Source organism: Alteromonas sp. ABH4_456 (genome assembly GCF_056160645.1).
On the sequence record NZ_JBSWXO010000002.1, the window covers coordinates 307,352 to 332,679 of the forward strand.

The window sequence follows — 25,328 nt, forward strand, 5'->3', positions numbered from 1 at the left end:
GGAGCGCTCCGGCAGGGTTCACGGAATAACCGTGGCAACTTCCTCACAGCCGGGATGATCTGAACTCAGGTGAAAACAGGTATCTGAATTCACCTGAACGCCCTCATCAATCAGTGGATCAAGTACATCCCTGCTGACGTACCAAGCATAACTTCTAAATCGCCGGATTCAGAGCGTCGGGCACGCAGCGCACCTTTGCCTGCTCTGCCGTTCAATTTCGGACCGGACCAGACAATATTGCCATTAGTTGCGATGCTGCGCAGAACAGAATGAGAGCTGTACCAACTGCTGTCATCGCCGGTTACCACCAGCATGTTAGACGGGGTAACAGGGTCCACAATCATACCGGTGATCTCAAACGGGAAGTTGTATTCCCCCACCAGTTCCACACCACTGTCTGAAAATGCCAGCATGTTCATTTCCTCGTCGTTACCACCGGAACAAACAAACTGACGGCTGTTTTCACCGCCGGTAAACAGTACCTGCGGACATTCAATGTCATACGAGCTGCCGGTGATAAATGCATTACTTCCCAGCGTCAGCAACTGTACCTGTTGGTAACCGCTGGTCACGACCAGATTCAGTACATCATCAATAAATACCGCATCAAAATCACTGACTCCCTGAGGGCTGGTATACGATGCCACCAGCAGCTGATTCTGAATGTCAACAACCTTAATCGCCGATCCGTCCTGATAGACCGCATCCTCATAGCCGTCGCCGTTGACGTCTATGGCCATTATCTTGCCGATAGTGCTGTCGTAGTCACCGTCAATGGAATACTGAACTGACATATCGCTTAACTGCACCGCACCGAATGCGCCGTCATACAGGGAAGTCAGAGGCAGGAAAATATCCCCCGCGCCATCGTTATTGAAATCAGTTGTCACCGCCTGAGTACTGTGGTCCCAGTTAGTAGACAGCTCTTCACCCACAGTTATGGTGCCATCGCCGGTGAGCGTAACGATAACGGAGCCGTCATAACCGCTTTCAGTACTGGGCACAAAGAACACGGCGCGCTCATCACCGGAAGTGATTTCAGACCAGCCCGCAGCATAGAAATGGTCAAGCTGAACACCGGTGGTATTTTCTTTTACCGTTGCGCCACCGGCAGTGTAGTCCGCAGTGATCAGGCGGTCTGCACCGGAACTGCTGGTGCCCGAACCCCATAAGATTTCCGCACTGCCGTCGTTGTCGATATCACCCATGGTAAGCGATGAGGAACCATGGTCCTGCAGCCCGACTTGCCATACAGTATCCAGCTGATTACTGCCGTTAAGAGTGTACGCAGTTACATTGCCCCACTGACAATCACTCACCACGATCTCATCTGTCGCATCATCGTAGAGATTGTATGCATGCATATCGCAGGTATCGTCAAGCGACAATGACGCCAGCTGAGATTTATCAACAGCGGAATACACGTAAAGCGCATCCCAGGCACCGGCACCAATGATCTCATCGATACCATTCCCGTTGAGGTCGCCAACTGTAACAAATGAACTACCAAATCCGGAGCCGAAAAACCATTCATTCGCACCAGTGGTCAGGTCGTACACCAGACCGGTGTTCATAATCAGCTCTACATTACTGTCGGCATCCACGTTACCGGCAGCGATTGTCTGAAAGTTGTTCGTGCTGAAGCTGAGTGTTGTGACCAGCTCACTTCCCAACTCACTCACAAAAATGGTTGTTTCACTGGCGTCGTAATCAGCATTTTTAACAGAATAAATCAGTTCATTGACGCCATCGTTATCGGTATCAGCCAGTAACGCTTCACTGAAATAATCGTCGGTTTCCAGTAAAACCCGTGCATCTTTAGTTAAATCATCAATCAGCCAGAAGGTTTTTTCAGTGATAACTAAAATTTCAGGTGTACCGTCCTGGTCCATATCTGCGGGCAATACCTGCTGAATATTTTGTTCATCAGACAGCGCGTAGGGATATGCCCATTTCTGTTGATATTTACCATCAACCAGCGTCAGTAAAAATACCCGTGAGCCATTGTCTGTTCCCAACAATTCATTGCTACCGTCGCCATCAAAATCAGCCACCCACTGGGAATTATTCCGGTGAGGCACTTCTACGCCAGAACGGAACAACGGCAGCTCCTCATCGGCATTCACCGTCATTTCAAAGTATTCCTCAATGGTGTTATTCGGGTTCTGACTGTTGCTCACACCGAAGGAATACACCATCTGACTGAAAAGCTGATTGTCCGGTACAACCCAGGTCACCGTGCCGTCCGAAGCAAACGTTGCCCCCTCAGGCGCACTCGCCAATGCCGCCAGGTTTTCATTGCCAGGTACATCTGCATCGGTCAGTGATAATGAGAAGGTAATGGTATCGCCGGCACGGACATTTTCCGGCACATTACTAACCGTAACAACCGCAGGAGTATCTTCCACATAGATACTGATGGGATAGGACTCCACCGTGTTGATTGAGTCAGACACCACCATGGACACTTCAAGCCACTGATCAACCGTCACTGAGTATGCAGGCAGCGTGTTACCGTGAACGCCTTCAAGCAATTTGCCGTTCAGATACCAGTTGTAACTGACCGTCAGATCTTCATCCTGGGTATCGAGGTCGTAATAATTACCGGGCAGCACAACAATGTCCTGTGCCACAGACAGCCCTTCAGAATTTTGCAGATAAGGCGACTCTACATAGGGTGTTAAAGAGATTTCAGCGAGATTATATAAATCAGTATCACTTACCGGTGTTGTAACGAAGCCGTATACACTTTCAAAGTACTTACCGGCATCCGCCTCGCCGTCATTATCGAGATCCTGCGTGTACATCACCATACCCTGCAAGAACTTCAGCTGTGCTTCACCGTCGTTGAACACAACGGTACTGCCGTAAAAGTACGGCATATCCAGCTCGTCAGTATCCAGCGACACATCTACATAACCTTCAGACCCCACACTGACACGGCCTTCAATCCTGAGTTCTGGCGACTCCCAGTCATCTTTGGTGGTCATGCTGGCATCAATCAGATAGCTTTCATCGCCAACCGTAGCACTCACATATTGCTCACTGACCGACGTCGTCACACCGGTTTGCATTGAAAATGAATCACTGAAGGTGATCAGGCCTGACATAGACACCGGGACGTCGTCTTCCCAGTTAAGATTGGAGAAATACAGGGTGTATTCCATTTTGCTGTCGGTGACGACATCAATAGAAACCGCCGCCACTCCGGACAACGCAAAGCTGTTGTAGTAAGACTGGCAATCACTGAAATCCATGGACAACTTACCGGTACCGTTGTCATTAAACTTCCCAGTGTATTTTACTGTACCGCTTTCATCACACTGAAGAGTACTGTTAATTGAACCGTCACTGCTGAGTTCATTTTCAATATCGTGTTCACCGATATCAGGCACAGTGAGAATATTGTCGTCAAACAATACACTGTACACGTGCTGGGCCAGGGCAATATCTATCTCTGCCTTGCCGGACTCACCACTATAACGGGTATCAGCCTGCGTTTTTGCAGCTGTGGTTAACTGTGATTTGGAATGAGATTGTGCGTCAGAAATGATCTGTACAGGCGTTTTTGAAGGCGTTTGTGTGCCGCCGCCGGAAGAGCTGTCAGAGCCACCGCCGCCACCGCATGCAGACACAGCCAGCGCCAACGCAGAAAGAGAAAAGACACGTACAACGTTATTCATGTTTTCATCCTTGAACTTTAGATACTACAACTACAAAGTCCGGCTAATTTAGCGTCTTTTATTTGGACGGTCGAGAAAAATGTAAAGGATGTGTCAAGACTTAATCTTTCGACTAATAAGCCGCTATCTCTCGCTAAGTAGCTCGTATTTCTCTATAAATGTTGCTAATCCAATGCTGGGACCTGCCAATGAACTTGGCGCCATGCATTCTGCTCAGCGAGGCCAGCGATATGCCTATCACCATTTACTACAATCGGCGTATGCGCAAATTCAAGTAGCGATCTGTCGTTAATAGAATCGCTGTAGGCATAAGTCAGCGACGAGCCCGTCAGGCCATATTGAGAGAGCCATTTTTGTAAGCATGTGAGTTTACCCGCTCTGTAACTAAGCGGTTTAATCAACGTACTTTGAATTTGTTGGTGTTGAATGTGTACGTTTAAACCGATGACATGTTCTATGCCAAGCATTGCAGCAATGGGGTGAACAATAAGTGAAGGACTTGCAGAAATAAGTAAAACCGTATCCCCCGCCTTCCGGTGACGTGACACCCGTGCGACGCCTTCAGGAAAAAGTCGTTGTCGAATGGAGGTTTCAGCAAATTCTATGGCGAGGTCATTAATGTCTGACACCGACATCCCTTTGATGGGCATCACCCAATGACGCATGTATTCATGCATGTCCATGCGACCTGAGTCGTAGTTTTTCATAATTGCAGCGCAATTTAACTCGGCTTCAACTGCTCCTGGAAATGTCTTTTCCCGCAAAAATATCAACCATTCCTGCGCACAATCAGCGTCGATGAGCGTGCCATCTAAATCAAATACGACTATTTCAGACTGGGGCATATTGGATCCGAACTATCAGGCGGGAAGCCGTCCCGCCATTTGTATATAACTAGTTTTATTGCCACCTAAAAATACAGTGACATCGTACCGCCCGTTGCTATCAACCGGCACAGTCACTTTCATGTCCCGGGGAAGCGACTGGGCTGACGGTTGAGTATGATTCAGCGTTAATGTCATACCGTCAACCTTCGCTGTAACTGCACAATCTTCAGCCGTCACATCAAATACGAGTTGACTAAATAGCGCCCAATGCTGCTTCTTCATCTTAATTCTACGATGAAAGCCTTCTGGTCCCATTACCTGAACATCAATACGTTCATCCGATGCCGCTATGGTGTCAGTAAACTGCTGATGCTGATCAATGGTATACCGCTTGGGCACGGCATCTAAGTTGTAGCGATCGTAAAGATGAAAAACAATCGCTTTACTTCCCTCATTCATAAAAGTTAGGCGGAGATTACTGTCCTGCTCACCGAGTGATACTGCAGGCCGGTACTGATTAGGCCGCTGTGGACGGAAGCCTTTTTCTTGTACTGGTATTGTAAATTCTTTCGGCATGATGGGCACCGTACGCTCGGGAAGTGCGGCAGCCAAGCGGGCTTCGCTTCTGGGATCTGGCATTGTCGGAAGTGTCGATTTATTGGGCGTTTCAAAATCGAAAGCACTGGTGAAATCACCGCAAACTGCTCGTCGCCACGTCGAAATATTTGGTTCTCTAACACCAAATCGTTGTTCAAGAAAACGAATGACAGAAGTGTGATCCATGACCTCAGAACATACAAAGCCACCCCGACTCCAGGGCGATATAACATATGCAGGTACACGAGGGCCTAATCCGTATGGGTTACCCATTAAATCCTCACGCTCAAGATCTTTGTCAGCTTGAGAAAAGTGCAAATGGTACTCACCTTCAGTGGAAACCTGAGAATGGCCGGCATAAGTACCATCGCGCTCTTTTGAAGGGGGTGCCGGCGGAGGCATATGATCGAAAAAACCATCGTTTTCATCAAACATGATAAATAACGCAGTTTTTGCCCAGACCTCTGGGTTTGCGGTTAATGCATCCAGCACATCTGCAATATAGGCAGCGCCCTGCGCCGGGCTTGACGGACCCGGATGCTCAGACCCTTGTGCTGTAGCGATAATATACGAGACCTCAGGCAAACTATCGTTAGAGGCATCTTTGCGTAGTTGGTCCAACGCTCTTGTGGTGAGTGCGCGCTGTGCTAGCGCCGGTTCACTGTCGTCAGCGCCCGAATATGAGGCCTGAAACGCGTGAAATCCTACCAACGGATTATCAGTAAAGTTATCCGCCATGTCTTGATAAATGGTCCAGCTAATACCAGTTTCTTGCAGTCGTTCGACGTAAGTTGTCCAGGTATAGGCTTCTGGATACCCACCATTTTCGGGCAAATTATCGTGGGAATTACCAATAGCGGGCCCTCCCTGATCACCATCACCATTGTTCGTTCCCGACCACAGAAATAGCCGGTTTGTGTTAGTACCCGTCTGCGATGAACAGTGGTACGCATCACATAATGTGAATGCCTCAGCCAGCGCAAATTGAAACGGCATGTCGTCGCGCTCATAATAGCCCATAGCATGTAAGTACTTGGCATCGGGCCAATGACTCATGCGCCCATGGTCCCAGGCATCTTGTGCATCAGGCCAGGAGTGCGGCGTACCTTGTACCCGCATGTGAGCAAAATGCTGGCGGGTATTTAGAGGAAAAGGTGTAACCCATTCAGGCCCTTCTTTTGTTGTGTTCCGTTGTAGAAAAACATTCCTGTTCTGCTGTTTTTCCCAGTTTTTGGCTGGGGCAGGATACGGATCAGAAAAACCTCGAACACCAGATAATGTGCCAAAGTAATGATCGAATGACCGGTTTTCCTGCATCAGTATGACAACGTGCTCTACGTCCATAATGGTACCGGTTTTTACCTTGGCAGGAATAGACAACGCCCGTGCGATTGATGGAAAAGCAGCGAACAAGCTGGTGGCGCCAGCGGCGGCAATAAACTGACGGCGATTAAAGTCGGCCATGAAATTACCTTGATAATTAGTGAAGAAATATGCCCCCGCGGGGTAAACAGGGGCATAGTGGTCATGCTTTATGACAGCATTGATGCTAAAAATTAGAAGTCTGCACCAACTGTCAAGGACACTGTGCGCGGAGATCCAGGATAAACGCTGTTCGTGCCTACGCCTATGATGTACTCGCGATCGAGTAAGTTATTAACGTTCAAGCGAACATGCACTTCTTTAAGTTGTGGCGTTACATTCACAAAATCTGCGCCAATGTATGCATCTACAACATCGTAAGCTGGCGCGGACGCACTATTTTCAAAATTAATAAACCGGTCACCGATATGTCTTAATGACAAACCCGAACTCATCGCATCGCCCATATAATCAAGTGCTAACGAGTAGAAGGTTTCAGGGCCACCGTACACCTGATTGCCCGCCACAATGCCCGAGTCAGCATCCAGACCTGCATCCCCTGTCCCCAGGTATTCGGAATCGTCATACGTGTAAGATCCAGACAACCGCAGTGCTCCGGTTAGCTGATAAGAAGCCAATAGTTCCATACCTCTGCTTTTCTGACCACCTGCATTTATGTACGAGCCATCCACTTCTTCCTTGTAGTCTATGCCATCAAGCACGCTGGTATCCAGTTGTACGATGCGGTTATCAAACTTGATGTCGTATAAGGTCACAGCAGCATTAAAGTCGCGGTTGTTATAGCGAAAACCCACTTCAATATTGTCGGAGGTTTCAGGGTCGATAGTCCCCAATTCATTGTTCGATAATCCCGAGTCAATGATCCCCGGCGTGATTGATTTGTAGTTTTCTGAATAACCGGCAAAAACTTCCAGACCATCAAGGGGCGTAGTGTATGTCGCGCCAACGTACAGCAGAGGGTCTGACGTGTTATCCAAATTCGCGGTGCGATCATCGTTGTAGAAATGGTCGACTTGAGTATCAACCTGATATTGCTTCACACCGACACTGGCAGCCAAAGGCCCGACTTCCAGGTTTTCCTGAATGTAATACATGAGCTCTTTGGTGTTAGATTCTGTTTTGTATTGCACCCAGTAAGGAGTCTGACTAAATTCAACACTGGTTTCAGGATTATTAATAAGGTGCCATTGTCGTGTAACGTCGGCATCGTAATATTCATACCAAATACCCGCACGCACGGTATGCGCCACCGAACCCGTTACGAAATCGTAAGATATATCCCCATTTAAACCGAAGCGACGGTTACTATAGTTTGAAGTACGATACGAACTCACCGGCTCTACATTGCCTTCATAACAGTTGGGATCTTGTGCTGCACTTAATCCATAACGTCCTTCACAACTATCAATCAAAGTGCCTGGTGTAGTGGTACCAGCATTGACATAATAGATATCATCGCCTTCGTAATCACCGTAAATGGTATTTCCTGATAATTCGGCTTCTAATGTACCATCGCCATCCACATCAGTGACGTAAGGCGGGATCCAATCACCACGACCATCCATGCGATGAAAATAAGCAGATGTAGTAAAAGCGAAATCGCCAAAGTCTTTGTCTAACTTCAGGCTGTAAAATTTATTTTCTCGTAGTGCTCGCCAGCCATTTCTGTTGTTTTCATCTAGTCCAGGAATGCCCGTCCAGTTAGCATGAAGTGCATCATGACGCGGGTTTTCATAGTAATCTTCCAGCGATACATACTCATATTCGTTTTCGTTAGAGTCGTTAAAAGTGGCAAAGGCAGTAAGGTTATAGCCGTTGATATCGCTAATAAGCTTTCCTGTTAAATAATCTTTTTCAGTAACCGCTTCATTGTCCCACACATCTTTGTTTTCTGCAGATGAACCACTGATAAAGAAATAGGTATTCTCAAACACCTCTCCTGAATCGTAACGGAAGCGATATTTGCGTGCATCCTGGTCCCCGGCCATGTAGTAAACACTAACATTTTCATCCATTAGTGGATCAGTTGTGATGAAGTTTAGCGTACCGCCTAGCGCCTCATTTGAGCGCGAACTGATATCAGCAGTTCCCTGACTTACCTCAACGGTTTCTAAATCGAATACGTCGATGAATTTATTCGCTTTGCTACCACCACCGTAGCCGGAGCCGCCATTTGGTAAACCATCTAAAGTGGTACCAATTTGTCCATTGCTGGTATTAAAGCCACGCATGCGAATGTTGGTCATCCAGTCAGATGACCCAAATGTGTCCGCTTCCTGAACGATCACGCCCGGTAACTCCTGCACAACAGTATTCACTGAAGCGTTGGCTGGACGGCGGGAAATCATGTCCATCGAGACGGTATTAGATGCAAAGGTTTGCTTCTGACCAATGACAACGATCTCTTCGGTTTGCTGTTTTTCTTTTTCTGGTGCTTCTTCTGCAAGTACTGAAGGACCTGCCATTGCGAGCAATAATGGTGAAAGGGCAAAGCAGTTAAGCTTTTTCATTTCGTTTCCTTGTGTGTGGTTTTATGTGAAAAGCGAACGTCGGGCAAGACAAGCCCGATAGGTCGATGAGGCTGAGAGTAAGGAAATAATGTGACAATTTGTGTGAATTGATGTGACATTTTGTGGATTAATGTGGTTTTCACTTGAGTACCTCAAGGAAGTGCATATACTTATCTTCGATAAAAACTCGAGACAACACCATGACAGACCGGCAAACAGCAATTCTAGAATTAGTAGAACTTCACCGTTCTCTTACCGTTACTGCGCTATCACGTCAGTTTGATGTATCAGAAGAAACCATTCGCCGCGACATACGCCAATTAGAATCGGCTGGCAGGGTTGAGAAAATTCATGGCGGAGTAAGATTACCTGCGTCTCAGTTGGAACCGCCCTATTACCAACGTGTAAATCGCAATGCCGGGAGTAAAAAGCGAATTGGCGAGAGGGCGGCAATGTGCATCACTGACGGAATGACAATATTTATAGACAGCGGCACCACCAGCTTTTGGCTGGCAAAATCACTCGCAAAACAAAGGAACCTCACTGTTATTACTAATTCTTTAGAAGTCGCTGGAGAAATTGCCGGTAAGCCCGACTTCAACCTGGTAATTATTGGCGGTGTGGTGAATATGGATTATCGAGCCGCATTTGGTATCGATGCAATTTGTCAGGCTCAACGCCACTTTCCAGACATTCTTTTTTTATCAACGGGCGGAGTGAGTGCAGAAGGTGGATGGCTGGACTTCAGTACGGAAGAAGCTGAATTTAAGCGTGCCTTACTCACGCTTGCCAGAAAAAAGATCGTACTGACAGATTCCTCAAAGTTTGACGCTGCGGGCACCGTTCAATTTGCGCAGCTTGAACAAGTCGACACGCTCATTTGTGAACAACAGCCATCAAACATATTAATTAAAGCACTAGCGTCTTCACAAGTAGAGGTAATTTGCACAGGATAATTACTGGCTCAATAAATTGTTCACACTTTACCGTTACCCTGTCGTCAGAAATGTAAGAAGGGGTCGCTTTTTATGTGTGAGCGCATTTTTCCTCGTTGGAAAAAGGAACAGATCGTCTTTATTTTAAGTACTGCTGTTGCCGCCTTCAGTACCTATTTTTGTATGTATGCCTTTCGTAAACCCTTTACGGTGGCGAATTACGCACAAGCAGAAGAATTATTCGGTCTAGACTTTAAAAGCGTGCTTATTATTGCTCAGGTGGTGGGGTATGCAGTATCAAAATTTATTGGTATTCGCGTTATTGCAGAAATGAGCACAGCCCACCGGGGCAAAGCTATTCTCTTGCTAGTCATGGCATCGCAAGTCGCGCTCATTACATTCGCCCTTCTCCCGGATGACGTTAAATGGGTGGCGCTGTTCTTCAACGGACTACCATTAGGAATGATTTGGGGACTCGTTTTTAGTTACCTGGAAGGTCGACGCACCACAGAGATCCTTGCGGCCATTTTATCGGTAAGCTTCATCGTGTCGACGGGAGTAGTTAAATCGGCTGGACTGTTTATTATGCTCCACCTTGGCGTAAACGAATACTGGATGCCCGCAGCAACCGGTCTGTTATTTACTGTGCCACTTTTTTTGTCCGTTCGATGGCTGGCCAGCACCCCAGCGCCGTCAACACGAGATATTGGTGAACGACGCAAACGCCAGCCCATGTCCCACCATGATCGCTTAACATTAATCAGTTACTACTTCACCGGCCTTGCCTGCTTAACTCTGGCCTACATGTTACTTTCTGCTATTCGCGACTTCAGTGACAATTTTGCCACTGAGTTATGGCAAGAATTGGGATACGGAGATGCACCGGGCATATTCGCAGTTTCCTCAATCTACGCCTCTTTGGTTGTGCTTACACTCCTTGGTTGTGTAATGTGGATAAACAATCACTTTCGAGCGTTAATGGTGAACCACATCATGGTTGTTGCAGGCTTTGTTGGCATGGGGGTCAGTTCGTTGCTTTTCCAGCAAGGTATACTTTCAGGGCTTAGCTGGATGATAAGCCTGACCGTCAGTATTTATTTGGCCTATGTGCCTTTCAACTGCATTGTTTTTGAGCGACTGGTTTGTTTGGTCAATGTGAGAGCCAATGCTGGATTCCTCATTTACATTGCCGATGCAGCAGGCTATGCAGGAGGCGTGGCGATATTACTATTTAAAAGTGGGTTCGAAGGCGATGTGAGCTGGGTACATTTTCTAATCGACAGCGCCTATTTTGTATCAATTATCGGCATGGTGCTGATGCTATCGGCTGCGACCTTTTTCAGGCGAAGGCTTGCGGGAGGAACGCACAACACGTTAAAAGACGCACCCGGGCGCGCCTTTTAACGGTTGAGACAACCTATTGACTTACAGCGACGGACGATATCGCAACGATACCCCAATGGAACGACCCACCACATCATAACCGCTGACCGTATTGAAGCGGGTTGCGCCTGCAGACGGAACCGGCGGTTCCTTGTCGAACAGGTTGTCCACACCGGCGCTCAGCTCCAGTTCACCGGTTGCCTGCCAGGAGGCCGCCACATCGATGTAATTCTGTGCGGAAATCCCGATACTGCGGTCGCTGGCATAGTCCACATCACCAATCCGGCGCCAACTGACCTGCACGTTCCAGGCATCCAGCCCCCAGCCGAGTGACAGACGATGCTTATAGTCCGCCTGCAATGAGCTGGCGTAGTCACCGGTACAGGCTGTGCCATAGGTGCCTTTACAGTCTTCAAATGGCAGGGTCGGATCAAGCTTTTTCTTAGCTTCAGTAACCAGGTTAGCTGAGTAGTTTAGGGTAAAATCACCACCCATCGCTTCCGGCGCTGCAAACTGATACTGAGCAGAGATATCCAGACCTTCCTGAATAAAGGTACTAACGTTGAAGTCATTGACCAGAGCCGTAGTGATAAAACCAGTTTCCTCATCACGCAGCACTGCGCCACACAACGGGTTGCCCGCAACAGGGTTATCGATATAACAGTTCTGCAGCGCCGCTGCTGGCTGAATAACCCAGATAGCATCATTAATCTCAATGCTGTACCAGTCAATGGTCACGTCCAGGCCGTCAACGTATTCCGGTGTATAAACCACACCGATGGTAGTGGAATCCGCTTTCTCCGGTTTGATATCCGGGTTACCACCGTAGGTATACAGCGCGGTAGAGGAATCCCACTCAGTTCCCACTGCCGGTGCGCCGTAGCGGGCACACTGATCGGCATCGCCGGTACCTAACAAGCAGGGATCACCCTCAAAGCGTCCCGCCAGACGGCTGATAAACTGGTCACTGTACGGGTCAAACAAGGCCAGAGACAAACCGGAAACCGGCCCTGCGAATTCGCCAAGGTTAGGCGCACGGAAGGCGGACTGACGAGTCCAGCGCAGACGCCAGTCATCATTCACCGACCAGTTCAGACCCAGCTTGTGAGTGTTGTCAGCATCCGTATTGGAATAGCTGGAAATGCGGTATGCACCCTCAAAATCCAGCTGCTGCACGAAGGGCATGTCGGCGAGCAGGGGCACCAGCACCTCGGCAAAGGTTTCTCTGCTGTAGAAGCTGGCGTCTATTTCTGCTGAACTGCTGGATGAGAAAGTGGTGCCGAGGCGGAACGCGTCGCCCGGCATCTGCACACCGGCTTCACGACGATACTCATAGCCGATGGCGTAGCTTACCGGCCCTGCCGGCAATTCAAACAGCGGCGTTGATTCACCGGAGAAAGTGATGGCGGCCACGTTCTGCGTGCGCTCGCGATCATGATAAATCAGAGTGGTTTCTAAACTGCTGAGCGCTACTGACGGATCGAATAGATCCACGGTATTGGCGATGGCGGCAAAAGTGCTGCTGCCCGACGCGCTGGTGTCATAACCGCTGCCAAAAACCTTATCGGTTTCTTCGGTCTTGCCATGCTGGGCATAAACGTCGTAACGCAGATAATCGGTGATATCACCCTTAAAGCCCGCCTGGAACTGCACCGTGTCACGCATAGTCCGGGTGCGCTGAAGGCCAAGACCCAAATTACGGTTCACCGTCACCTGAGCCTCACCATTGTCATCAAAGGTCAGGCGGCTGGCGATATCGTCAGTAATGTAAGGGTTGTCCGTGGTCAGGGTAACCGTCTCATTCACAGAAACCGGCGTCTGACCCACACTGCCTGCTGACATTACCTCAACCTGAGAGTACATAGCGCGGCCGTAGAAAGTCACATTGTCATGCAGATCAACGTCCCAGAATAAGCCGGTTGATTTACGGGTCATCGGCGATACCAGATACGACGCTGCGGTCACATCGTTGGTGTTCATCTCTCCGGTGATGTTGCCGTCATCAGCGATGCCGAAACTGTTGCCGCTGGCCACATCGGTGTAATAACCGCCCGTGTTAACCACACTGGTGCTGTTGAGCATGGCAAAATCACGCTCGCCGGCCAGCAGGGCATCCCGGTCGGAGTAGCTGACAAAGCCAGTCAGGTGACCTTTACCGTCGAGTATATCGCCACCAAATACCGCTTCAGCATTGAACTGCTCAGCGCCGCCATCGGGAAATTCGTAGCTGGTAGAGAACTCCATCCCGGAGAAGTTATCATCGAGAATAAAGTTAACCACACCAGACACGGCATCTGCGCCATATACGGCTGCCGCGCCGCCGGTCAGCACGTCTACCCGCTTAATAAGTCCGGCCGGAATAGCATTCACGTCAACAGCATTACGGAAGCCGAAAGGCACTGCCCGGGTACCATCCAGCAGAACAAGCGTCCGGTTCTGGCCCAATGCACGTAAGTCGATGGTGGTGGCTGAACTGCCACTGGCACCGTCACCCGGCGCCTGGGGCAGTTTGAAAATAATGTCTTCAACGTTTACTGCACGGTCGAGCTGAAGCTGGAATTCATCAATGGAAGTCACAGGGCTCGTAGCCACTACCTCTGCTCTGGGGATTCGCGTACCTGTGACGCTGACCACTTCAACATCTGCTGCATCATCACTGGCAGCTTCCTGCGCATATACGCCAGCAGAGCCCAGACTCGCGAATAACGAAAGATTGATTGTGAGCGCCAGCTTAGTCAAGCGGCGATTCGGCCTTACATCCGTGTTCATAGTCATAAAAACTCCGGGTTGTGTGTTCGAAAATCAGTTTGGCCCGTCGACGCTACAGCCGGGTATCAGCGCAGAGAGCAGAAAGTTGAGATGCGGAAGTTTGTTCTGAGGCATTACCACCACATAACAATTTTTTATCTCATATGAATTGCAAATTCAAGAATATTTTATTATTAAGTCCAATTTCTCAGCTTTCTAACGTTCGATAAAACATCGATTCAAACAGGTAGCAATTTTCTATAAAAGTGTCCGGTTTACGGCTCTGTAAACTCATTTAGTGCGGGATGAAAAGGTGCTCCAGCAATGATGTGAAAAATGAATTTGTAATAAAGCAGTAACCTGCGATTAAGTTCCGCAATCTCAAAGAGCAACACAGGGCTTAATTTTTAGGGTAGAGGAAATAAAAGACAGCTATTGGGAAGCTGATGGAATATCGTTGGAAAAGATTAAGGGAAAAGTGTGAAACTAACCGTGATACAAATCGTACCACAGTTAGTTTCAATAGGCTTCTAACTCATTGAATTATAACGAGTGGCTGAAGCGGAGAATGATTACATCATTCCACCCATGCCGCCCATTCCGCCCATGCCACCCATATCAGGTGCACCAGCAGCTTCTTCTTTAGGCAGCTCAGCTACCATCGCTTCTGTGGTGATCATCAGAGAGGCGATAGAAGAGGCGAATTGCAGCGCAGAACGGGTCACTTTAGTCGGGTCAAGGATACCCATTTCCAGCATATCGCCGTAAGTGTCGTTACCTGCGTTGTAGCCGTAGTTACCTTCGCCGTTCTTGATTTCGTTAACAACAACCGATGCTTCTGCACCAGAGTTGATAGAGATCTGACGCAGAGGCGCTTCCATCGCGCGCAGAGCCAGCTTGATACCGTGAGTCTGGTCTTCGTTTTCGCCAGTCAGGTCTACCAGTTTAGCGGCTGCACGAACCAGAGCAACACCACCACCAGGGACTACGCCTTCCTGAACCGCAGCGCGGGTAGCGTGCAGTGCATCTTCAACGCGGTCTTTCTTCTCTTTCATTTCAACTTCAGTAGCAGCACCTACTTTGATCACCGCAACACCGCCAGACAGTTTAGCCAGACGTTCCTGCAGCTTCTCTTTGTCGTAGTCAGAAGTAGAATCTTCGATTTGACCACGGATTTGCGCGCAACGACCTTCGATAGCCGCTTCGTCACCTGCACCGTCAACAACCGTAGTGTTGTCTTTATTGATAACTACACGCTTCGCAGTACCTAAGTCTTCCAGTTGAACTTTTTCAAGCTCCAGACCAATCTCTTCAGAGATAACAGTACCGCCAGTCAGGATTGCGATGTCCTGCAGCATAGCTTTACGACGGTCACCGAAACCAGGTGCTTTAACAGCAGCGACTTTCACGATACCGCGCATGTTGTTAACAACCAGAGTTGCCAGCGCTTCGCCTTCCAGATCTTCAGCGATGATCAGCAGAGGCTTACCGGCTTTAGCAACGCCTTCCAGTGTAGGCAACAGTTCGCGAATGTTTGATACTTTCTTGTCAACCAGCAGGATGAACGGGTTGTCTAATTCAACAGTGCCGTTTTCCTGGTTGTTGATGAAGTAAGGAGACAGGTAACCACGGTCAAACTGCATACCTTCTACTACGTCCAGCTCGTTTTGCAGAGCCTGACCTTCTTCAACAGTGATAACGCCTTCTTTGCCTACTTTTTCCATTGCTTCAGCAATGATTTGACCCACTTCTGAGTCAGAGTTAGCAGAGATAGTACCTACCTGAGCGATAGACTTGCTGTCCGCACAATCAGTAGACAGTGCTTTTAATTCTTCAACAGCTGCAGCAACGGCTTTATCGATACCGCGCTTCAGATCCATCGGGTTCATGCCCGCAGCAACAGATTTCAGACCTTCAGTTACGATAGCCTGTGCCAGAACGGTTGCAGTAGTAGTACCGTCACCGGCTTCGTCGTTTGCTTTAGACGCTACTTCTTTAACCATCTGCGCGCCCATGTTCTCGAACTTGTCTTCCAGCTCGATTTCTTTGGCTACAGATACACCATCTTTAGTGATGGTAGGGGCACCGAATGACTTATCCAGTACTACGTTACGGCCTTTAGGGCCCAATGTTACTTTTACTGCGTTTGCAAGGATGTTAACGCCTTTCAGCATCTTCGTGCGGGCGTCATCACCAAAACGTACTTCTTTAGCTGCCATGTTTAAATTCCTCTAAATACGGTTAAAACGTTAAACGTCTATTACTCAACGATTGCCAGAATGTCGCTTTCGCTAACGATAAGCACTTCTTCACCTTCCAGCTTCTCGGTTTTTACACCGTAACCGTCGTTGAAAATAACGGTGTCGCCAACTTTTACGTCAAGAGCTTTAACTTCACCGTTATCAAGGATACGGCCGTTACCCACAGCGATAACTTTCGCACGGGTAGATTTTTCTGCAGCAGAACCGGTAAGCACGATGCCGCCGGCAGATTTGGTTTCTTGCTCAGCGCGCTTAAGGATTACGCGGTCGTGTAAAGGACGAATTGCCATTTTCAAGTCTCCTGAAAATTCCAACTATCTAAATGTTAGTTAACAAGGACGTACGGTCTTGTGTACGCCATTTACTGTATAAAGAAAGCAGTCTCCTGCCTTCAAATCGTGTTCTGCGTGGATAGATGGGGGAGTCACCCTACAACTTCAAGGGGATTTGGTGAAAAAAATGCAAATTTTTTTACTTTTCTCAGGGGAGCGGGATAAATAATTAAAGAATAAAGTAATCAGGCCACACGACGGAGCGTGCGGCCGCAGAAGCTTATTTAAGGCGGGGCTTATCTTCACCGGCTGATTTGTCGGTGTACTGACCTTCAAATACATCGCCGTCAGCATTGTACTGGCCACCCTGAGGACGCTGACCGAATGGATCGGCGCCACCGGCAAAAGGCCCCTGTTGCTGAAACGAACCGGCCGTGACCACACGCATCTTCATATGCTTGCTGACAAATCCGGCGATAAGGTGACGGGTACCGGGCAACACCAGCAAAATACCGAAAATATCCGTGATAAAGCCCGGCGTTACCATTAACACACCGGCCACGGCCAGCATCAGGCCCTCCACCATTTCTTTGCCCGGCATTTCACCGCGCTGCATTTTTTCCTGCGCTATCTGTAAGGTGTGAATGCCTTCCCGCTTCACAAAGTAAGCGCCGATGAAGGCGGTTAATAACACAATTCCAATGGTGTTCCATCCGCCGATGATGCCGCCAACTTTTACCAGTAAGGCAATTTCGATGATGGGCATAATGGCGAACAGCAAAAATAAAAGTCGCAAAACTAAACCTCGTTGCTTAAGTTTAATGCCGGCTGCAGCACAAATTTTCGTAGACTGTTACCAGCAAACTGAAAGGGTAAAGTGGGGTTGCTCACTTTAAACACAAGTTATTTCTTATGAGTACGACAGTTTTCACGGTAAGAGATTCGTTCTTAACAGAAAAATCTGAAAGAATATCGCTACTGTCGCGGTCAGTTATGGGAAATGTCCGTTGCACCCTGATAATTCAGTATCCGGAGCGGGACGGCTGAGCCACCATCCGCGATATTGCGCTTTTTCTGAAGGATAAGCTTGTTATGAAGTATATTTCGTCTCTGCTGTTTATTTGCCTGTATTTATTGCTGCCCGCACAGGCCTCAGCACAAATTCCGGATTTCAATCAGGGAGACGCCTTCCCGCAACAGGAAGAGCCTGACTTTCTGCCTGTTGATGACGCTTTCGTGTTTGATTTTCAGCAAAACGACGATGAACTCACCCTTAACTTTACTATTGCAGATGATTACTACCTTTATAAGCACCAGTTCAAACTGGTGGGGAAAGACGTCGAATTAGGTGAGCCGGTATTTCCTGAGGGCAAAGAAAAAGAAGATGATTTTTTTGGTCTCACCGAAGTGTACTACCACAATGTTTCCTTTACCGTACCGGTAAACCAGGCCAAAGAGGATGGCGTGGTAAAAGTCCGCTTCCAGGGGTGTGCCGACGCCGGCCTGTGTTATCCCCCGACCGTAAAAGTGATTTATCTGTCTGCTGTGGGTAATGCAGAACCCGCTGAGCAGGACAGCTCGTCTTCAGAAGCCAGCGGCGAAGCGGTAAAATCTGAGCAGTTCGGGCTGGCTGAAAGGCTGGCTGACAAAGACAATCTGCCTGTGACTCTATTACTGTTTCTGGCGCTGGGCATTGGCCTTGCCTTCACTCCATGCGTATTCCCCATGTACCCCATTTTATCCGGCATCGTGCTGGGTCAGGGTAAAGGCATGAGCTTAAGCCGCGCCTTCACCTTAAGCTTTGTGTACGTGCAGGGCATGGCGATCACCTACTCCATTTTAGGTCTTGTGGTTGCTTCGGCGGGCGTACAGTTCCAGGCAGCCCTTCAGCACCCGGCCATTCTGGGCGTGTTTATTGTGCTGTTTATTGCGCTGGCTATGGCCATGTTCGGCGTGTATGAAATTCAGTTGCCGTCGTCCTGGCAGAGTAAACTTAACGATGTAAGCAATAATCAGAAACGCGGCAATTTTGCCGGCGTGTTTGTGATGGGTGTGCTGTCCGGTCTGGTGGCTTCTCCCTGCACCACCGCACCGCTTACCGGTATTTTATTGTTTATCGCACAAACCGGCGACATGACATTAGGCTTCATTTCACTGTACGTACTTAGCCTGGGAATGGGTATTCCTCTTATTCTGTTTGGTATGACTGGCGGAAAACTGCTTCCTAAAGCCGGGAACTGGATGAACGTGGTAAAGGTAAGCTTCGGCTTTATGATGCTCGCCGTTGCGATTCTGTTTATCGAGCGCCTGTGGTCTTCGTCCTGGACTAATCTGCTATGGGCATTAACGGGTCTTGCTACCTTCTCTTACTACAGCGTAGTCAATCAGCCCACACAGCCCTCTTTCATGAAGGGTGTACGCACCTTGCTTATTTCACTGGGCTTATTCGCCAGCGCCATGACCGGTTATGTCACGCTGTTTGGCGGCACGTCATCGCCGGTTGCGCAACAAAGTGGTCAGCACGGGAATGATGCGGGTCATCCGGAATTTATGGTCGTTAAAAACCTGGATGACTTTGAGCAGAAGCTGGCTGCTGCAAATGCCGAAGGCAAAACGGTGATGGTCGACCTGTACGCCGACTGGTGTGTGGCCTGTAAAGAATTTGAGAAGTACACCTTTCCCGATGAGGCGGTCATCTCGGCGCTTTCACACACGGTATGGATGCAAATCGATCTCACAGAGAACACGCCGGTGAATCTGGCTTTCCAGGACGAGTTTGATGTACTGGGGTTGCCCACCATTTTGTTCTTCAATACTGCCGGTGAAGAAATCAATCAGTCCAGGGTAACGGGGTTTATGAGAGCAGACGCATTTGCTGACCACGTGAACCGGGCACTGGGCAATCAATAGCGGACCGGCCCGCTAAACCGCAGGCATAAAAAAAGCCCCTTGGGAGAAGGGGCTTCGGGTCCAGGTGAGACGTTATTTTAGTAACGCGCCTCGAACGTTAATCTTACTGAGCGCGGAGCCTGCCAGCTGTAAGCTGCGCCATACCACTGGTTAACTGTACCTTCACTACTTTCGTAATGTTCATTCAGCGCCAGCGCTTCTTGTGTATTTAACACATTGAAGATGTTAATGGACGTACGCATATCGACACCCTCGTAAGAGAATGCGTAAGCTGCTGACAAGTCAACCTTGAAGGTCCACGGTGTACGACCTGCACTGCCACGTGGTGCATAGCGGTACAGCTTGTCTTCCTGTGCACAGGTATCACCCTCTACAGCACAGCCCTGATAGATGTAGAACGTATCGCCGTAGCTGCCACCACCGGAGAAGATGCGGTCTGAAACCAGATCCTGTGCAGCACCGGTGTTGTTCACGTACAGCGAACCGGAATCGCCCTGAATGTTACCGCCGGCAGCCAGCGTTTCATACGTCCATGAGTGACCGGCAATCGGCTGAGTGATACGGATGGATTCACGGGTTTGTTTATCCAGACCGGCGTTGATTTTGTGATCGCCCCAGTAGTATTCGATATCGAACCGATACTGGGTATTTTCATCTTCGTTAGCGCCGAAAGAGCCGCCGGGACCACATGAAGAAACACGCTCTGCATCGGAAATGCCGTCACGTGCATCAGTAACGCTTGAACAATCCAGGTTACTGGGGTCAGAGCTGTAATCAGTCTGGATGTTCCCCCACATTGCGCTGACAGACAGGTCGTCATTCAGGTAACCGGTATAGGTCACACTTTTCGCTTCACCGCCGCGCTTACGCAGGAATGAACCGGAGTAGTCACCAATAGTTCCGGTTTCAGCATCGTAATCATAGACGGTACGGGTTGTTTCATTCTTGTCTGAGTAACCGAAGAAGCTCAGGCGGTGATTTTCAGTGATATCCCAGTCAATTTTAGCGCCCCAGAACAGATTATCTGAGCCGGATGACTCATCAACGTTCATGATATTCGCACCGGCAAAGCGTTCAGTACCGTTAGTGCCACCAAACTGGTTATGCACATCCCGCGGATTGATCAGCGCATAGAAGAACAGCTTATCTTCAATAATGGGACCTGATGCAGAAACGGTATAATCAAAGGAATTGTCGAAATCGTTTGTGGTATCACGGAAAATAGCGCCGGTGCCCTGACGGGTATTCGTTACTTCCAGACCGTTTATGTAGCAAGAGTTTTCAGCAACCGATGCACCACCGAAAGAAGCGGTATTACCAAATGCCGAATCACCGGCTACTGCACCCGGTGCCAACAGTGCAACCGATGTAAGGTCACGGGCAATAGGCATGCGGTCAATTTCGGTTTCGCCCATTACAAGGCCGGAATCCATAGAGGTTAAATCGATGGCTGAAACACGGGCGCCGGTAACTTCAATACGCTCTGCGGTTAATTCGTCGAGGTTAAAGTCAGCTTCTTTGTTAGAACCAAGGGACACGCGCAGCTCGTCTTCAGCTAACACTTTGCCATTGGCAATGATCTGGATGTTATATAGGTACACGTGGCTGCCGGGGATAAAGTGCCGGTGACGACATTAAGTGCAAACAAATGTTCGCGGAAGAATGGAAAAGCGACTAGCTGGTATAGAGAGTGTTAAAAAACCATAGATTATCATCTAATCTTGCGTCTATTTCCCCTGATTAGACCAGTATTTTGCTGCGAAAACTATCTCATCCTCTATAATCTGCCGTTAACCTGGTGGAAATCCACAATTCATGGTCCAAAATTCGTGCAAGCAGAGTTATTTTCTGTTGAAATGCGTTGTAAGCAATCATTTTAAGAAAGATAGCAGCAAGTTTATGGAAATTTTGTTACTTAATGGCCCCAACCTGAATATGTTGGGCAAGCGTGAACCGGAAACCTACGGTTACCAGACGCTTCAGGACATTGTCGATAATCTGGTAGAAAAAGCCAGCGCGGCAGGTGCATCGCTGAGCCATTTCCAGTCTAACGCAGAACACGAATTGATCAACCGCATTCATGATGCCATGGGAAAGGTCGATGCTATCATCATCAATCCTGCGGCATTTACACATACCAGTGTCGCCCTTCGTGATGCACTGTTAAGTGTAAACATCCCTTTCATTGAAGTGCATTTGTCTAATGTGCATGCAAGGGAACCTTTCCGCCATCATTCATATCTATCTGACGTTGCTGCAGGTGTCATCCTTGGCTTAGGTGCCATTGGTTATGAACTCGCATTGACGGCAGCCCTGAACCTGAAAAACTGAATTAAAAACGAGAAATGACAATGGATATCAGAAAAATTAAAAAACTCATCGAACTGGTTGAAGAATCCGGTATTGCCGAACTGGAAATCACTGAAGGTGAGGAATCTGTACGCATCCACCGTGGTCCTACTGGTGCTGCTGCACCAATGGCTTACAACTATGCTGCACCAGCGCCTGCTCCTGTAGCAGCGCCTGTAGCAGCACCTGTTGCTGCCGCTGCGCCTGTTGCTGAAGCACCGGCTGCCGAGCAAGGTCCTACTGGCCATCAGGTTAAATCTCCGATGGTTGGTACGTTCTACCGCGCTTCTTCTCCTACTGCCAAGTCATTCGTTGAAGTCGGTCAGTCTGTAAACGTTGGCGATACCCTTTGTATCATCGAAGCAATGAAGATGATGAACCAGATTGAAGCTGACAAAGCGGGTGTTGTTAAAGCTATTCTGGTTGAAAACCAGGAACCGGTAGAGTTCGATCAGCCTCTGTTCATCATCGAATAATCAGGCGGCCGATATGTTAGATAAAGTACTCATAGCTAACCGCGGAGAAATCGCGTTACGTATTTTGCGTGCCTGTAAAGAACTGGGCATCAAAACCGTAGCCGTGCACTCTACCGCGGACAGAAACTTAAAACACGTACTGCTGGCAGATGAATCCATCTGTATCGGTGGTGCTTCTGCAACTGAAAGTTACCTGAACATTCCGCGCATTATTGCTGCGGCAGAAGTGACCAATTCAATTGCAATCCACCCGGGCTACGGCTTCCTGGCGGAAAACGCAGCGTTTGCTGAAGCGGTCGAGAAAAGCGGTTTTATCTTTGTTGGCCCGAAAGCGGACACCATCAACCTGATGGGCGACAAAGTGTCAGCGATTAACGCCATGAAAAAAGCCGGTGTACCTTGTGTACCGGGTTCCGATGGCCCGCTGACCGACGATGAAGAACGCAACAAAGCCATTGCTAAACGCATTGGCTACCCAATCATCGTTAAAGCTGCCGGTGGTGGTGGTGGTCGTGGTATGCGTGTTGTACGCAGCGAAAGCGAACTGATCCAATCTATCGCAACCACACAGGCAGAAGCCGGTGCGGCGTTCGGTAACCCGGTTGTGTACATGGAAAAGTTCCTTGAAAATCCCCGTCACGTGGAGATTCAGGTACTGTCAGACGGTCAGGGCAATGCGATTCACTTAGGTGAACGTGACTGTTCAATGCAACGTCGTCATCAGAAAGTTGTGGAAGAAGCGCCGGCGCCTGGTATCTCAGAGCAAATGCGTAACAAAATTGGCGAGCGCTGCTGTAAAGCTTGTGTAGAAATTGGTTACCGCGGTGCAGGTACTTTCGAATTCCTGTACGAAAACGGCGAATTCTATTTCATCGAAATGAACACCCGTATTCAGGTAGAACACCCTGTTTCTGAAATGATCACTGGCGTTGATCTGATTAAAGAACAGCTTCGCATTGCTGGCGGTCAGCCACTGTCTGTTGACCAGTCACAGGTACAAATTCGTGGCCACGCCATTGAATGCCGTATCAATGCGGAAGACCCTGACACGTTCATTCCAAGCCCCGGCACAATCAACACTTTCCACTCACCGGGTGGTCTGGGTGTACGCTGGGAATCGCATATTTACAGCGGCTACACCGTACCGCCGTATTATGATTCCATGATTGGTAAACTCATCACTTACGGTGAAAGCCGTGATGAAGCCATTGCCCGTATGCGCCACGCGCTGGACGAACTGGTAGTAGACGGCATTAAAACCAACATCCCGTTACAGCGCCGTATCATGGCCGATGAAAACTTCTTTGCCGGTGGTACTAACATCCACTATCTCGAGAAGAAACTCGGCATGGCGTAAACGTCAAAAATCGATAAAACACCCGCTTTTGCGGGTGTTTTTGTTTGTGCTGTTTTCACCGTCCTGAGAGTATGAAACTAAGAAAAGGAGAAAACTGTGCGAAAATTTCTGTTACTCACGCTCATCATGATCACCGGTGGATGTTCCAGTCAGGACTGGCGCAGTGCGTCCAGAGAGCCTGCGGGCATTGCTTATGCGCCGGATAACTTTTCTGACGCGGTTATCGAAGTCTATGCGGCTGATGCTTACAGCTGGCGTGGCTGGTTTGCCGTGCATACCTGGATTGCGGTAAAGCCGCAGGATGCACCGGAGTACACAGTGTATGAAGTCACAGGTTGGCGGGTAAAAAGTGGCCTGCCTGCGCTGAGGGAGTACACCACGCCGACGCCGGATCGCTACTGGTATGGAGCAAAGCCGGAGAAAGTCCTTTCGGTTACCGGTGAAAAAGCCAGAGCTTTGTTACCTAAGGTGCAGGAAGCCGTTGCCCGCTATCCCTGGGCAGATGAATATACCCTTTTTCCGGGACCGAACAGCAATACCTTTCCGGCCTGGGTAGGCCTCCAGGTTCCTGAGCTGGAACTGGATATGCCTTTTACCGCAATTGGTTCAGGTTACGCCAGGTAATGTTTGGTTACACTTCACGGGTGGCTTAACAACGCATCAGCATCTACCTTATGAGTGCACCGGACGGACTGGTGCATCAGATTCCTGCTCTTTACAGGTGTATCTGTTGATTCATTAAGGAGTTGTTTTATGTCGTCTTTTTTCAAAGCTGCCCCGCTGTTAGCTTCTGCAGTTGCCGCCGGTTTGTTTGCTCCCTCTGCTTTGGCTGATCAAGACAGTGGTCTTTACGCCGGAGCCGGTTTTTTCACAACAACGTCTGAAGATTGCAGTAGTTGCGGCTACTCCGGTCAATATGTGGAAGCCGGATACGATTTCAACGAAATTACCTCTGTAGAATTCAAATATGGCCGTGAAAAAGGGATGATTACCATTGCTTACGCCGGGTTAAATTTGGGTCACGATTTCAATACAGACTGGTTTCGTTTCTATGGAAAGCTGGGGGTATCGCGGATAGATGAAGACAACGCAGTGATAGGCTCCGTTATCTGCAATGAATTTGAATGCATTCCCGGCTCTTACACGAGTACCTATCGCAGAAATGAGTTTACTGCCGGAATAGGCGCGAGATTCACCTTTTCGGGTAAAGCGCAGGGCTTTTATGCCAAGCTCGAATCAACAGCAGTATCAGACTCTGGCGATGACGTTTCTGCGGCATTGATGGCAGGTATTGGTTACCGCTTCTGATTTTGCATGCAGGGAGGTGGTGCTTCCGCCTCTCCCCCAGTCCTCGTTAAATCACTCGCAAGATCATTCGTAAAATACGATTTCACTCATCGCTTTTTCCCGATATCCGGACCAGCTGGTCAGCGCTATTATCATCTCAACTTCAAACGGGAAGGCCTCTTCCTGAACATCTCTCCCGATGATGTGTTTGAGTTCCCAATCTCATTGCGTTCCACTTCTATGCCAGCCCCGTGCTGGCTTTTTTTTGCCCCGAACATTTATCGCCTGAGCTAATGTAATAAATTCATCGTATCGTGTTTGGTTTATTTGTGTCCGGTATATGGAAAGCA

At 48.7% G+C, this 25,328-nt stretch carries 17 protein-coding genes; 8 read left to right on the plus strand and 9 right to left on the minus strand.

Annotation, left to right across the window (positions count from 1 at the left end):
* Window positions 1-110: 110 nt before the first annotated feature.
* From ACXAG2_RS04405 to ACXAG2_RS04420, 4 genes are all read right to left on the minus strand, one after another.
* Window positions 111-3,683 (minus strand): FG-GAP-like repeat-containing protein, encoded by a 3,573-nt coding sequence (locus tag ACXAG2_RS04405; RefSeq protein ID WP_474864836.1) that lies wholly within the window; start codon window positions 3,681-3,683, stop codon window positions 111-113.
* 164 nt (window positions 3,684-3,847) lie between these two features.
* A complete protein-coding gene (locus ACXAG2_RS04410) occupies window positions 3,848-4,528 on the minus strand; it encodes an HAD family hydrolase (RefSeq protein WP_474864838.1) in 681 nt (226 codons plus the stop codon).
* Window positions 4,529-4,543: 15 nt separating this feature from the next.
* Complete coding sequence (locus tag ACXAG2_RS04415) at window positions 4,544-6,571, minus strand: phosphocholine-specific phospholipase C (protein WP_474864840.1); 2,028 nt, start codon at window positions 6,569-6,571, stop codon at window positions 4,544-4,546.
* 92 nt (window positions 6,572-6,663) lie between these two features.
* A complete protein-coding gene (locus ACXAG2_RS04420) occupies window positions 6,664-9,000 on the minus strand; it encodes a TonB-dependent receptor (protein ID WP_474864842.1) in 2,337 nt (778 codons plus the stop codon).
* Window positions 9,001-9,200: 200 nt separating this feature from the next.
* Between ACXAG2_RS04420 and ACXAG2_RS04425 the strand changes: the two genes are divergently transcribed.
* Window positions 9,201-9,956: a DeoR/GlpR family DNA-binding transcription regulator gene (locus tag ACXAG2_RS04425; protein WP_474864844.1), complete on the plus strand. Its 756-nt coding sequence runs from the start codon at window positions 9,201-9,203 to the stop codon at window positions 9,954-9,956.
* 72 nt (window positions 9,957-10,028) lie between these two features.
* Window positions 10,029-11,339 (plus strand): DUF5690 family protein, encoded by a 1,311-nt coding sequence (locus ACXAG2_RS04430; RefSeq protein WP_474842037.1) that lies wholly within the window; start codon window positions 10,029-10,031, stop codon window positions 11,337-11,339.
* Between the two features lie 21 nt (window positions 11,340-11,360).
* On the opposite strand, the gene ACXAG2_RS04435 is transcribed toward ACXAG2_RS04430, so the two are convergent.
* The 4 genes from ACXAG2_RS04435 to ACXAG2_RS04450 all read right to left on the minus strand — a co-directional run bounded on the left by ACXAG2_RS04435 (window position 11,361) and on the right by ACXAG2_RS04450 (window position 17,395).
* Complete coding sequence (locus ACXAG2_RS04435) at window positions 11,361-14,093, minus strand: TonB-dependent receptor domain-containing protein (protein WP_474864846.1); 2,733 nt, start codon at window positions 14,091-14,093, stop codon at window positions 11,361-11,363.
* A gap of 545 nt (window positions 14,094-14,638) precedes the next feature.
* Complete coding sequence (groL, locus tag ACXAG2_RS04440; RefSeq protein WP_474842047.1) at window positions 14,639-16,285, minus strand: chaperonin GroEL; 1,647 nt, start codon at window positions 16,283-16,285, stop codon at window positions 14,639-14,641.
* A 41-nt stretch (window positions 16,286-16,326) separates the two neighbouring features.
* Window positions 16,327-16,617, minus strand: coding sequence for a co-chaperone GroES (locus ACXAG2_RS04445; protein WP_119503059.1), 291 nt, complete (start codon window positions 16,615-16,617; stop codon window positions 16,327-16,329).
* A 262-nt stretch (window positions 16,618-16,879) separates the two neighbouring features.
* The gene (locus tag ACXAG2_RS04450; RefSeq protein WP_119503060.1) at window positions 16,880-17,395 is read right to left on the minus strand and encodes an FxsA family protein; all 516 of its coding nucleotides are present in this window, start codon (window positions 17,393-17,395) and stop codon (window positions 16,880-16,882) included.
* 296 nt (window positions 17,396-17,691) lie between these two features.
* Here ACXAG2_RS04450 and ACXAG2_RS04455 point away from each other — a divergent pair, with 296 nt between their 5' ends.
* Window positions 17,692-19,509: a protein-disulfide reductase DsbD gene (locus tag ACXAG2_RS04455; RefSeq protein ID WP_474864848.1), complete on the plus strand. Its 1,818-nt coding sequence runs from the start codon at window positions 17,692-17,694 to the stop codon at window positions 19,507-19,509.
* Between the two features lie 77 nt (window positions 19,510-19,586).
* Here ACXAG2_RS04455 and ACXAG2_RS04460 read toward each other — a convergent pair whose 3' ends face one another.
* Complete coding sequence (locus ACXAG2_RS04460; RefSeq protein ID WP_474864850.1) at window positions 19,587-21,110, minus strand: TonB-dependent receptor; 1,524 nt, start codon at window positions 21,108-21,110, stop codon at window positions 19,587-19,589.
* A gap of 298 nt (window positions 21,111-21,408) precedes the next feature.
* Between ACXAG2_RS04460 and aroQ the strand changes: the two genes are divergently transcribed.
* The 5 genes from aroQ (at window position 21,409) to ACXAG2_RS04485 (ending at window position 24,999) form a co-directional block, all read left to right on the plus strand.
* Window positions 21,409-21,840, plus strand: coding sequence for a type II 3-dehydroquinate dehydratase (gene aroQ, locus ACXAG2_RS04465; RefSeq protein WP_303572374.1), 432 nt, complete (start codon window positions 21,409-21,411; stop codon window positions 21,838-21,840).
* A gap of 20 nt (window positions 21,841-21,860) precedes the next feature.
* A complete protein-coding gene (accB, locus tag ACXAG2_RS04470; protein WP_474864852.1) occupies window positions 21,861-22,334 on the plus strand; it encodes an acetyl-CoA carboxylase biotin carboxyl carrier protein in 474 nt (157 codons plus the stop codon).
* Between the two features lie 13 nt (window positions 22,335-22,347).
* The gene (gene accC / locus ACXAG2_RS04475) at window positions 22,348-23,691 is read left to right on the plus strand and encodes an acetyl-CoA carboxylase biotin carboxylase subunit (RefSeq protein WP_119503065.1); all 1,344 of its coding nucleotides are present in this window, start codon (window positions 22,348-22,350) and stop codon (window positions 23,689-23,691) included.
* A gap of 126 nt (window positions 23,692-23,817) precedes the next feature.
* Window positions 23,818-24,315 carry a DUF3750 domain-containing protein gene (locus ACXAG2_RS04480; protein ID WP_474864994.1) on the plus strand — a complete coding sequence of 166 codons (498 nt, stop codon included), beginning with the start codon at window positions 23,818-23,820 and terminating at the stop codon, window positions 24,313-24,315.
* Between the two features lie 129 nt (window positions 24,316-24,444).
* The gene (locus tag ACXAG2_RS04485; RefSeq protein ID WP_474864854.1) at window positions 24,445-24,999 is read left to right on the plus strand and encodes an outer membrane beta-barrel protein; all 555 of its coding nucleotides are present in this window, start codon (window positions 24,445-24,447) and stop codon (window positions 24,997-24,999) included.
* Window positions 25,000-25,328: the final 329 nt, after the last annotated feature.

Bases quoted from the DNA above. Each gene is read 5' to 3' on its own strand.
- ACXAG2_RS04405 (WP_474864836.1), bottom strand. From the start codon at position 3,683: ATGAATAACGTTGTACGTGTCTTTTCTCTTTCTGCGTTGGCGCTGGCT.
- ACXAG2_RS04410 (WP_474864838.1), bottom strand. From the start codon at position 4,528: ATGCCCCAGTCTGAAATAGTCGTATTTGATTTAGATGGCACGCTCATC.
- ACXAG2_RS04415 (WP_474864840.1), bottom strand. From the start codon at position 6,571: ATGGCCGACTTTAATCGCCGTCAGTTTATTGCCGCCGCTGGCGCCACC.
- ACXAG2_RS04420 (WP_474864842.1), bottom strand. From the start codon at position 9,000: ATGAAAAAGCTTAACTGCTTTGCCCTTTCACCATTATTGCTCGCAATG.
- ACXAG2_RS04425 (WP_474864844.1), top strand. From the start codon at position 9,201: ATGACAGACCGGCAAACAGCAATTCTAGAATTAGTAGAACTTCACCGT.
- ACXAG2_RS04430 (WP_474842037.1), top strand. From the start codon at position 10,029: ATGTGTGAGCGCATTTTTCCTCGTTGGAAAAAGGAACAGATCGTCTTT.
- ACXAG2_RS04435 (WP_474864846.1), bottom strand. From the start codon at position 14,093: ATGACTATGAACACGGATGTAAGGCCGAATCGCCGCTTGACTAAGCTG.
- groL (WP_474842047.1), bottom strand. From the start codon at position 16,285: ATGGCAGCTAAAGAAGTACGTTTTGGTGATGACGCCCGCACGAAGATG.
- ACXAG2_RS04445 (WP_119503059.1), bottom strand. From the start codon at position 16,617: ATGGCAATTCGTCCTTTACACGACCGCGTAATCCTTAAGCGCGCTGAG.
- ACXAG2_RS04455 (WP_474864848.1), top strand. From the start codon at position 17,692: ATGAAGTATATTTCGTCTCTGCTGTTTATTTGCCTGTATTTATTGCTG.
- aroQ (WP_303572374.1), top strand. From the start codon at position 21,409: ATGGAAATTTTGTTACTTAATGGCCCCAACCTGAATATGTTGGGCAAG.
- accB (WP_474864852.1), top strand. From the start codon at position 21,861: ATGGATATCAGAAAAATTAAAAAACTCATCGAACTGGTTGAAGAATCC.
- accC (WP_119503065.1), top strand. From the start codon at position 22,348: ATGTTAGATAAAGTACTCATAGCTAACCGCGGAGAAATCGCGTTACGT.
- ACXAG2_RS04480 (WP_474864994.1), top strand. From the start codon at position 23,818: ATGATCACCGGTGGATGTTCCAGTCAGGACTGGCGCAGTGCGTCCAGA.
- ACXAG2_RS04485 (WP_474864854.1), top strand. From the start codon at position 24,445: ATGTCGTCTTTTTTCAAAGCTGCCCCGCTGTTAGCTTCTGCAGTTGCC.